Genomic DNA, 11,565 nt, shown 5'->3' with positions numbered 1-11,565 from the left:
GCTTTTTCTATATGCGATTAAACTTGTTCTCCTTTCATCATTTTCTCCCAATACAAATAAGGCAATAAATGTTTCTTCAACATCCATAGTCTCCAATGTTCTTTATGACTTGAGAAGACAAGCATTTGTTTTAACTTCGGGTCTGGGATAAACTCATTTTTATAGTTGAACTCTGCCAACACCATTTTTCCATATCCCGTAACCAACGGACAAGAAGAATAACCTTCGTATCCCTTGTTGTCAGCTACTTTCTTTTGGATTAGCTTATAAATATTATCAACTACAACCGGTACTTGCTTACGCACTGCTGCTCCCGTCTTAGCGGTTGGTAATCCAGCTACATCTCCTAATCCAAAGATATTAGCAAACTTCTTGTGTTGTAAACTATTCAGATCTACATCTAACCACCCTGCTTCATTAACCAAAACAGACTCTTTCACAAACTTAGGCGCTGTTTGAGGTGGTGCTAAGTGTAAAAAGTCGAACGACATTTCTACCACACCATCTTCTAATTGACGAACAGCAGTATCATCAGACGTTACAAAACAATGGTTGTCTTGTGTATTTGTCATTTTGAAGTAAACCTTCTTATTATCTGCATCTATCTTAATCGGATTGTGAAACGGTTTAAAGTCGATACCATATCGCTTCACGACATCCATAAGTGTATCTGCAATTTTCTTTACCCCAAATATCACGCTACCTGGCATTGGAAAATAAACCTTTGTCTTTGTGTCTAATCCGTTCTTGCGGAAATAATCACACGCTAAGTACATAATCTTTTGAGGTGCTCCTCCACATTTAATAGGTGTATTGGGTTGTGTAAAAATAGCTGTTCCCCCTTTAAAAGCTTGCAACTGTTTCCACGTATATTCAGGATCAATGTAATTACTACAAACCACCCCTTTATCTACTGCCTCTTGCAGTCCTTCTATCATTGTTAAATCGTTCACCAAACCAGGGCATACCACCAAATAATCATACGTCAATACCGCATTTTTATCTGTTGCCACACTATTGTTATCCACGTCAAAAGAAACCACCTTCTCTTTAATCCATTCTACACCAGTTGGAATTAAATCCTTTGTATTTCTAATTGTCTTTTGCTTGTCATACGCTCCCGCACCAACTAATGTCCACGCAGGCTGATAATAATGTAGTTCAGAAGGATCTATAATTCCAATTTCAAGAGATGAATCCTTCTTTTTCAGCTGAGCTGCAGTCATAATTCCCGCAGTACCAGCCCCTATAATTAATATTTGATAATGAGTTTTCATTTGTTTGATATTTTTTGGTTGGTTACCAAAATATAAAAATATACCCTTTCCTTCTGTAACATTTGTTACAAACTAACCAACACTCCTTTATTTTTACTATTAACGCAAGACATACATCAAATCGTATTATTTAATGTAATTACGCCAATCGCCTAAATAGTTTATTTATGTTTTTCGCAATCAAATTTACTGTAATTATAAGGGGTATCGCAATTTTTGAAGATTAAAAACACAAACAAGACCATCCTATACAATATATCACAGAAAACAATCCCCCAACACATCGGCATAGGCGATACTTCGCGTCTAACATAATACACACAGTATAATATCACATAAATATTAAACACACAGCATATCGGTAGAGACGCGATACTTCGCGTCTAACATAATACACAAAGTAAAATAACACCAAAAAATTAAACACACAACACATCGGTAGAGACGCGATACTTCGCGTCTAACATAATACACGCAGTAAAATATCACCAAAAAATTAAACACACAACACATCGGTAGAGACGCGATACTTCGCGTCTAACATAATACACACAGTAAAATATCACCAAAAAATTAAACACACAACACATCGGTAGAGACGCGATACTTCGCGTCTAACATAATACACACAGTATAATTTTACATAAATATAAAACACACAACACATCGGTAGAGACGCGATACTTCGCGTCTAACATAATACACACAGTAAAATATCACCAAAAAATTAAACACACAACACATCGGTAGAGACGCGATACTTCGCGTCTAACATAATACACACAGTATAATTTTACATAAATATAAAACACACAACACATCGGTAGAGACGCGATACTTCGCGTCTAACATAAAAAAGGAATCATTTTTGTGATATATAATCATAAAAAAATATGTCTAAAAAATATAATAACACTTTTAGAATACCTTCTGCACGAGCTTCTTGGTGGGATTACAGTAAAGACGGGACTTACTTTATTACTATATGCACTAAAAATAAAGTACATTATTTTGGTAACATCGTTAATGATGAAATGGTGCTGAATGATTTAGGAAAACAAGCTTTTAAATATTGGGAAGAAATTACCAAATATCACCCCTACGTCTTAATTGATGCATTTATCATAATGCCCAATCACATACACGGCATAATTATTATAGATAAACCATATCAAAATTTGGAAACACAAACAAATAATCAATTTGGTCCTCAATCACAAAATCTTAGCTCCATAATAAGAGGGTATAAATCTGCTGTTACCAAATATGCGAAATGTAATTCAATAGTCTTTCAGTGGCAACCACGTTTCTATGACCATATTATAAAAAACGCCTTTTCATATCAGAATATTGTAAACTACATTTATATGAATCCGATGGATTGGTATAAGGATAATTTTAATATTTAAAATAAATAATATTGGAAATGTAAACCTCTATATCTCCAAAACATAAATAACAACACGATAGGTATTATTTGGAGACGCGAAGTATCGCGTCTCTACTGATAATCTAAACGCAAATACTCCTCTGAAGTAAGATTGGAAATGCAAACCTCTATATCTCCTAAACATAAATAACAACACAATAGGATTTATTTGGAGACGCGAAGTATCGCGTCTCTACTGATAATCTAAACGCAAATACTCATCTGAAGTAATATTGGAAATGTAAACCTCTATATCTCCAAAACATAAATAACAACACGATAGGTATTATTTGGAGACGCGAAGTATCGCGTCTCTACTGATAATCTAAACGCAAATACTCCTCTGAAGTAATATTGGAAATGCAAACACACAATACATTCAAACAGCATATCGGCATTGGCGATACTTCGCGTCTAACATAATACACAAGACCAATTATTAAACATAAAAAAAAGAGACACAATCTCTTGTGTCTCTTTTCTATAATCTAAATACGAAATGTGCTTATTCTCCTTTAAGTGCTTTACGAGAACGCGCTAATAGTGTATTTTTTAATAACATTGCAATTGTCATTGGTCCTACTCCTCCAGGAACAGGGGTAATAAATGCTGCTTTTTTACTTACCTCGTCAAAGTCAACATCACCAGCGATAACGTATCCTCTTGGCGCATTAGCATCAGCAACACGAGTAATTCCAACATCCACTACTGTAACTCCCTCTTTTACCATATCTGCTTTCAAGAAATGAGGCACACCTAAAGCAGAGATAATAATATCTGCCTCTCTTGTGATAGCTTCAATATTCTTAGTACGGCTGTGCGTTAAGGTAACAGTAGCATCTCCAGGATACCCTTTTCTACTCAAAAGAATACTCATCGGACGACCCACAATATGAGAACGACCAATTACCACTACATTCTTTCCAGCTGTTTCAACTTTATAGCGCTCTAACAACTCCATGATTCCATAAGGCGTAGCAGGCAAGAATGTTTCCATTTCCAATGCCATTCTACCAAAGTTTGTAGGGTGAAAACCATCTACATCTTTGTCAGGGTCGATTGCTAATAAAATCTTTTGTTCATCGATGTGTTTAGGCAAAGGCAACTGAACAATGTACCCGTCAATAGCAGGATCAGCGTTCAATTCTTTTACTTTAGCCAACAGTTCATCCTCTGTTGTGTCTTCTGGTAAAGCTACTAAAGTAGATTCAAAACCTACTTTCTCACAAGACTTAACCTTACTTCCTACGTAAGTTAAACTTGCTCCGTTGCTTCCAACAAGTACTGCTGCTAAATGAGGAACTTTCTCCCCGCGAGATTTCATCTGTTGAACCTCAACAGCAATCTCATTCTTGATATCTTCCGATACCTTTTTTCCGTCTAGTAGTTGCATTAAAAAATAATAAGTGTGTGTTGTTATATATGTAAACTAAAGAAGGTTTAAACTTCATTACGAACCTTAAACCTTCTTGTTTTTATTTTTATTGCATGCCTTTCATTTGGCCCATCATCCTCATCAAATTCTTACCTTTTGAACCTTGCATCATTTTCATCATTTTGCTCATTTGGTCGAATTGCTTAAGCAATTGATTTACTTGTTGGATATCCGTTCCTGATCCTTTAGCAATTCTTTGCTTGCGTTTAGCATCAAGTAGAGACGGTTTAGCGCGCTCTTTTGGAGTCATTGAGTGAATGATAGCTTCTATGTGCTTAAAAGCGTCATCTTCAATTTCTACGTCTTTCAACGCTTTTCCAACACCTGGTAACATTCCTACCAAGTCTTTCATACTACCCATTTTCTTCACTTGTTGAATTTGCGATAAGAAATCGTCAAATCCGAACTCGTTTTTCGCAATTTTCTTTTGAATCTTACGAGCTTCCTCTTCATCATATTGCTCTTGCGCACGTTCTACTAACGAGATAACGTCACCCATCCCAAGGATACGATCAGCTAAACGTTCTGGATAGAACACGTCAATTGCATCCATTTTCTCACCTGTACCAATAAACTTAATTGGTTTATTAACTACAGATTTAATAGAAATGGCAGCCCCTCCACGAGTATCCCCATCTAATTTAGTAAGGATAACCCCGTCAAAGTTTAATCTATCATTAAATGCTTTTGCAGTATTTACAGCATCTTGTCCTGTCATAGAATCCACTACGAATAATGTTTCGTGTGGCGTGATTGCTTTGTGAATATTAGCAATCTCCGTCATCATCTCTTCATCAACTGCCAAACGACCAGCTGTATCGACAATAACTACGTTGAATCCATTTGCTTTTGCGTGCTTAATAGCATTCTCAGCAATTTGTACTGGATTGTTATTTCCTTCTTCTGAATAAACCTCAACACCAAGTTGTTCTCCAACTACGTGTAATTGGTTAATCGCAGCAGGACGGTAAACGTCACACGCTACTAATAAAGGAGTTTTATTCTTTTTAGTTTTTAAAAAGTTAGCCAATTTACCAGAGAAAGTAGTCTTACCTGACCCTTGTAAACCTGACATTAAAATCACAGTTGGATTACCTGACAAGTTGATACCAGCGGCCTCTCCACCCATCAATTGTGTTAGCTCGTCTTTAACGATTTTAACCATCAACTGACCTGGTTGTAGAGTTGTAAGTACTTCTTGTCCTAAGGCTTTTTCTTTTACTATATTGGTAAAATCTTTCGCAATTTTAAAGTTAACGTCGGCGTCTAATAACGCTCTACGTACTTCCTTTAAAGTGTCTGCTACATTGACTTCAGTAATTTTACCATGTCCCTTAAGGATATGAAAGGCTTTATCTAATTTATCGCTTAAATTATCAAACATATCGGTATTATTTTAATACTTTGAGTCGCCAAAGATACTATATAACTCTTTAAGTCACAAAAAGCAAAAGCAGGAAAACATACTTTTTTTAAATAATCTTTTGACAAACCTACTTTTGACAGATTCTACGTCTTCTTTTTCAATACTTTTTAACTCACTTTTTGAGGCACAAGAAATATAACTTTCCCCTTTTTATCCCTATTTTTGCCACTTAATAAACAACAATATGCCTACTTCTAAACCTCTTTTTAGAGTTTTTCAATCTGATATAAGTGCAATCGAACTGCCTAAAAAGTTCACTTATCCCTTTTATTACGAACCTCATCAATTATCTATTCTTGCTGCTAAAGAATTACAAGAAGAGTTAGCTACAAATCCTGTAATCACACCTTTTTTTGACAAGAACAGTCCTGATTACCTATTTTCAGGTAAGATGTTTGGCGTTTTAATCGTAAAAAATAAAGCGGGTGAATTAGGTTATTTCACTGCCTTTTCAGGTAAGTTAGGTCCTCTTTCTCACTTAGAAGGATTCGTTCCTGCTGTCTTTGATATATGGGACAAAGAAGGCTTTTTTATTAAAGATGGGGCTATTCTGACTACGATTAACAATAGAATAGAAGAATTAGAGGCTGACAATACATACCAAGAGGCAAAGGAACTATTGGCTAAGCAACTAAAAGAAGAAGAAACTGCTATAGCGGATAGAAAAGCCGAGGTGAAGCGTTTAAAAAATGAGCGTAAAGCTGCGAGAAATGAGCAAATAGCTATTTTGTCTGATGAGGAGTTTACTGCTTTTAACGACGACTTGATTAAACAAAGTCTTAGAGATAAACACGAATTAAGAGTATTGACAACTTATTGGCAAGAACAAATAGCACAAACAAAAGAGGTTATTGATTCGTTTGAAAATGTGATTAAAGACCTTAAAGAAGAAAGAAAACAAAAGTCGAATGCCTTACAAACAAAGTTGTTTGAACACTACCGCTTTTTAAACAACAGAGGAGAACAACGCGACTTATTAGATATTTTTGAAGAAACGCCAATACAACCACCGGCAGCAGCGGGAGATTGTGCTGCACCTAAACTATTGCAATACGCTTACCTAAATGGGTATAGTCCTATTGCTATGGCCGAGTTTTGGTGGGGCGAATCACCTAAATCTGAAATTAGAAAACATCAACACTACTACCCTGCTTGTCGCGGTAAATGTGAGCCTATTTTAGGACATATGCTACAAGGATTGGAGGTAGATGACAACCCTTTATTGCTTAACCCTGCCTTAAACAAACCGTTAGAAATTGTTTTTGAAGATGAGTACTTCGCGATTGTCAATAAACCAGAGGAATTCTTGTCTGTTCCTGGTATTTTTATTCACGATTCTGTACAAGAACGCATGAAGTTGAGATACCCTAAAGCAAGTGGTCCTTTGATTGTACACCGTTTAGATATGGCTACATCGGGAATCCTAATCATTGCAAAAGACAAAGATTCACACAAAGCATTACAAAGTCAGTTTATCAGAAAAAAGGTTGAGAAACGCTATGTAGCTTTACTTGATGGAGATGTTACTGGTGATGAAGGACTAATCGACTTGCCATTGCGCGTGGACTTAGACGATCGACCTCGTCAGATGGTTTGCTTTGAATATGGTAAATACGCGCAAACAAGATGGGAAGTTATAGAGCGAAAAGAAGGAAAAACAAAAGTATACTTCTACCCTATTACAGGACGTACGCATCAGTTGAGAGTACACGCTTCTCACCCGATGGGGTTAAACACGCCAATTATTGGTGATGATTTGTACGGAACTAAAGCTAATAGACTGCACTTACACGCTAATAAAATTACTTTTAAACATCCAAAAACACAGGAAACAGTATCATTTGAGGTAAAAGAAAACTTCTAACGTCTTATTTTTTAATAACTTTACTTTTTAACTCATTTATATATGCCTGATAAAAAAGCACAATTGCGCAAACACAAACAGATTGCTACTGGATTATTTATCCTAATGGCTGTAGTGTATGTGGTAATGGTTTATAGTTTAAAACACGCCCCTGCAGCTTGGATGGGATATGTCAAAGCCTTTTCAGAGGCAGCAATGGTCGGTGCATTGGCAGATTGGTTTGCTGTTACGGCTTTATTTCGCCACCCGATGGGATTGAATATTCCGCACACCAATTTGATTGTTAATAGTAAAAATAAAATTGGAGACAACTTAGGAGACTTTGTTACTGACAACTTTCTAACCTCTACTAATATTCGCCCTTATGTTGAAAAGATAGACTTGGGAACACTCATTTCTACTTATATCGCAAAAGAGAAGAATCAACAGCTATTAGAAAATGAAATAGCCAATTTAGCCAAGAGAATACTAACTGATTTAGAAGATAAAACCGTTGTTTCTTTCTTAGCTGGAAAAGCGAAAGAGGGTATTGCTGCTATTAATGTACAGAGCTTTGTGGCACAAGGTGTGATGTATGCTGTAGAAAAGGGAGAACACAATAGATTAATTGATGTTATTATTCCGAAAGCACAGGTTTATGTTAAAGAGCACCGAGAAGAGATTTATGCCAAGATTGTTGAGAAACAACCTCTTTTAGGACTTATCGGTGGTAAAACAGTAACAAATCAATTGGTCAATGGGGTAAACACCTTTTTAGAAGATATTGCTCAAGATCCAAATCACAAGATTAGAAAAGAAATTACCCTTCGCTTAGAAATGCTGGCTGTAGATATTGAGGCTTCTGATAAGTGGAAAGCTAAGTTTGATGAGATTATCGGACAGTTTATTACCGATGACCGCATTGAGGATTATGTCAGAGATTTCTGGACTTCTACAAAAGACAATTTATTAAAACAATTAGAGGATAACAACTCTATGTTGAGAACATACATTCAAAAAAGCTTGGCTAATATAGCGGTGGACTTAGAACAAAATGAAGAACTAAGAGCTAAAATAAATAAGTGGATTCAACATACTATTTATCGCCTTGCCCTTAAAAACACAAAAGAAGTTGGTCAATTAATCCGAAATACCGTTGATAGTTGGGATGGTCGTGAATTAAGTGACAAATTAGAACTCGAAGTCGGAAAAGACTTGCAGTTCATCAGAATTAACGGAACTATTGTTGGGGGACTCGTAGGATTGCTTATTTATATCGTTACCAGTTTTATCTAACATTTAGACACTAAAAAAGGCTACAATTCAACATTGTAGCCTTTTTTATGTTTAGTTATCAGCAACTCCTTGTTTGCTAATATCTTTTCCTTTTTTATCTGTAATGGTAATACTCACTCCGTGAAGTGCTTCTATTTCTTGTGCATCTAATAGAATGGTAATTTCCTCTGTTGTCTTTTTGTTTTTAAACTCCAATACTCTTGTTCCCATCGAACCTTGCAGATCTAAGCATCCTTCTAAAACCAAAGCCGGATGTTCGTTCATCTTAACTCCTTTCTTCCAAATCACAAGACGCATTACCTCATCATTAATATTGTCAATACGCCAAGTTTCTCCTTCTACATCAATCACCGCATAAGGTTCTTTATACTTTTGAACGCTCTTGTGTAAACGTGTTCTATCTTGTTGTATCAATGACTTTCGCCACTTTTGTTCCATTGGCGTATCGCGATTAATTCTGTAAATAATCCCATTGTCATCCATCCACAACAAACCGTCTTTCAACATCGTTCCTCTCCATCCTACCGTACTCCAGTCGTCAAGCGTTGACTTGGCAATTGCATTAATCAACTCCTTATCGAAAATTTGGTCAAAACGAACAACAAGCTCTTTTGCCGTGTTCACCTCTGGAATAGGGTAATTTCTATTTAAGGGATAACCAATGTGATTAGCTATTTCCTCTTTGTCGTTATTTTGGAAAACAGCAATTAGCTCATTTACCTTGTCGGCAACAGCAGGAGAAAGATTATTCTCTTGTGCCCAGCTATTCATTCCAATAAAAAGAACGAATAATAATGCGATATGTTTCATAGTGTTATTTGTAATGTAGTATCTATTTTACAAAACGAGTTCTCAAATGGTCTGACAACATTTTCTGTACTTGTCCATCAGATTCCGTAGCCTTTAGGTAGTCGAAGTGAGCTAAAATCTCTTGTCTTCTCGCCTCTGATAAAGTGATATTTGCCGTACTTAAAAAAGTATCAAAAGAAACGTGTGCTGCACAAACGTAGTCATACAAATAGTCTTTCCCTCCTCTTTCCAAAAGCTCTTGGGCTAATAAATTAAACTTGTTGAACACAACAAAATTTAACTGAGCAGTCATCCCCATTGTGATAAACAACTCTCTAACAAGATCAAGACTAACAGTGTGTATTTGCTCACATACCAATTCGGCAATTTGTATTCTAAAAAGGTAGTTTGCGTCTTTAAACTTTGCACCGAATTTTTCATTCCACTCTAAAGCGAGCCACTCGCTATCCTCCTGCGTGTAGTTATCAATAAACTCTTGAAAACTCAGATTAATCATTTGCATACTTACTTTTTTTGTATTCTACCCTTTTTGCAAAACTACAATTATTATAAGAGTTAGAATCAAATAGGACACTAAATATAAAACAAAATGCAGTATTATTATTCTTGTGAAATAACAACACTGCATTGGGTGCTTCTCTTTTTTTAAAGCGTAATAACCAATAAGGTTAATCTATATTTTAGCTTGCTTTAATATCAAGTACTGTTCTCTCTGGTTCTGTTACAGAAAATACTTTGTTACAAACCCACTTCTGACTTTCTTCTAATCCTTGTACCGTATTTCCGTCTTCAATAACTTCTCCTACGTGAGCTAAGTAATAAGCGTAATCCCACAGGCGATTAGCAATGCTGTCTATCAAACTATCATCGTTATAGAAAATCTGTAAATCAGACAAACCTAAAGCGTGTAATCCTACTGTATCCATCAACAACCTACCTTGTTCTGTTTCCTCTACATTATACAAACGCACATTAATAAACAAATCTAAGGCAATGTAATTAGGGTCTTTACAATCTTCTACAAACGCCTGAGTATCTAATAATTTTTGTCCGTGTACAGAAACGATTACTTGTGGATTACTCACTTTAATCATAGCAGCCAACAATTGTTGAACCAATACAATTCGAATACGAGGATCTAAACTACGGCTTAAAAAATCTGTAACTACAATTTCATATTTACACGCAGCATAAGCTTCTTCTGCTTCTGGCCAATGCCAGTTTTGTTGAAAATAAGCATCTGTTAATTCTGCCTTCTGATCGTCTTCAGTGCGGAGTACCACACATTGTGCAGGACCTGTTCCATTCTTTAATTCAATTTGACAATCGGGAAATATAAACACATTAGCATCATTGTCATAACTTGCGTTTGGATATACTTTGTGCAGCTCAGTTAAAACTGCCTCCATATCAATTGTTGGCTTTTCAGTGTACAACAATTTAAACATAGCTATTTTTGGTGCGTTACCTATTTTCTTATGCTTCATAGTTCATTTTATTTTAAGCTGAAGTAACTTCAGTAGATTAATTCTTTATTCTTTATAAATGTAAGGAAAACTGCCTATAAGCCCTAAACTTATTTAACATTTTCGCATTGTTTACTATGCAAAAGTGAAGCCAATTTAACAAGGGAGTCAACTTATTTTTGCAGTTTCTCTGTCTTATAACCCAATTCGTGTAATAAAGCGATTCCGTCTAACACTACTTGTGCTTCTTGTGGTCGCCATCCCTTGCGAATACCGTAATCCAAGGCATAACGTATAAACTTAGGTCGATTCAGATTGACGGTTTCCTCTTCTTTCGTTTGTTCATTGTACAACAACACTCCGTGGTTTAAAGGATTGCCAACGTAGTAATCATCCAGCGTTCGAAAATGTACGAGCAACGCAAAACGACTATATGCATCGACAAATAAGCGAATGCTAAAAACACTTTCATCTGTCTCTGAAATACGAGTAACCTTTGTAGAAAACAAATAAAAACAAGTACCAACTCTTAATGTTCTAAGCGACTTTTTCATACGCATAAAAAAAGGTATGCGACAAAATC

General features: G+C 35.9%; 10 protein-coding genes. 3 read left to right on the top strand and 7 right to left on the bottom strand.

The annotated features are described in order from the left end of the window. Positions 1–17: 17 nt before the first annotated feature. A complete protein-coding gene (locus GQS07_RS08250; protein WP_158210389.1) occupies positions 18–1,277 on the bottom strand; it encodes an FAD/NAD(P)-binding oxidoreductase in 1,260 nt (419 codons plus the stop codon). An 893-nt stretch (positions 1,278–2,170) separates the two neighbouring features. On the opposite strand from GQS07_RS08250, the gene GQS07_RS08245 reads away from it, so the two are divergent. Next, the gene (locus GQS07_RS08245; RefSeq protein WP_158210388.1) at positions 2,171–2,686 is read left to right on the top strand and encodes a transposase; all 516 of its coding nucleotides are present in this window, start codon (positions 2,171–2,173) and stop codon (positions 2,684–2,686) included. A gap of 525 nt (positions 2,687–3,211) precedes the next feature. On the opposite strand, the gene GQS07_RS08240 is transcribed toward GQS07_RS08245, so the two are convergent. Both GQS07_RS08240 and ffh read right to left on the bottom strand, forming a co-directional pair. Continuing rightward, complete coding sequence (locus GQS07_RS08240; protein ID WP_158210387.1) at positions 3,212–4,099, bottom strand: bifunctional 5,10-methylenetetrahydrofolate dehydrogenase/5,10-methenyltetrahydrofolate cyclohydrolase; 888 nt, start codon at positions 4,097–4,099, stop codon at positions 3,212–3,214. A gap of 88 nt (positions 4,100–4,187) precedes the next feature. Then, positions 4,188–5,525 carry a signal recognition particle protein gene (ffh, locus tag GQS07_RS08235; RefSeq protein ID WP_090408581.1) on the bottom strand — a complete coding sequence of 446 codons (1,338 nt, stop codon included), beginning with the start codon at positions 5,523–5,525 and terminating at the stop codon, positions 4,188–4,190. Positions 5,526–5,751: 226 nt separating this feature from the next. Between ffh and GQS07_RS08230 the strand changes: the two genes are divergently transcribed. Further along, complete coding sequence (locus tag GQS07_RS08230) at positions 5,752–7,431, top strand: RluA family pseudouridine synthase (RefSeq protein WP_158210386.1); 1,680 nt, start codon at positions 5,752–5,754, stop codon at positions 7,429–7,431. 42 nt (positions 7,432–7,473) lie between these two features. Next, positions 7,474–8,706, top strand: coding sequence for a DUF445 domain-containing protein (locus GQS07_RS08225; RefSeq protein WP_158210385.1), 1,233 nt, complete (start codon positions 7,474–7,476; stop codon positions 8,704–8,706). Positions 8,707–8,757: 51 nt separating this feature from the next. On the opposite strand, the gene GQS07_RS08220 is transcribed toward GQS07_RS08225, so the two are convergent. The 4 genes from GQS07_RS08220 to GQS07_RS08205 all read right to left on the bottom strand — a co-directional run bounded on the left by GQS07_RS08220 (position 8,758) and on the right by GQS07_RS08205 (position 11,536). Then, positions 8,758–9,516, bottom strand: coding sequence for a hypothetical protein (locus tag GQS07_RS08220; protein WP_158210384.1), 759 nt, complete (start codon positions 9,514–9,516; stop codon positions 8,758–8,760). Positions 9,517–9,538: 22 nt separating this feature from the next. After that, positions 9,539–10,018 (bottom strand): hypothetical protein, encoded by a 480-nt coding sequence (locus GQS07_RS08215; protein WP_090408596.1) that lies wholly within the window; start codon positions 10,016–10,018, stop codon positions 9,539–9,541. A 178-nt stretch (positions 10,019–10,196) separates the two neighbouring features. Then, positions 10,197–11,003 carry a DUF4261 domain-containing protein gene (locus GQS07_RS08210; protein WP_158210383.1) on the bottom strand — a complete coding sequence of 269 codons (807 nt, stop codon included), beginning with the start codon at positions 11,001–11,003 and terminating at the stop codon, positions 10,197–10,199. Between the two features lie 152 nt (positions 11,004–11,155). Continuing rightward, positions 11,156–11,536 (bottom strand): hypothetical protein, encoded by a 381-nt coding sequence (locus GQS07_RS08205; RefSeq protein WP_233269248.1) that lies wholly within the window; start codon positions 11,534–11,536, stop codon positions 11,156–11,158. Positions 11,537–11,565 lie beyond the last annotated feature (29 nt).

It is taken from the genome of Myroides phaeus (assembly GCF_009799805.1).
GTDB lineage: Bacteria > Bacteroidota > Bacteroidia > Flavobacteriales > Flavobacteriaceae > Flavobacterium > Flavobacterium phaeum_A.
Note: the sequence above shows the minus strand (reverse complement) of the source record. Positions and strands in the feature narration are given on the sequence as shown.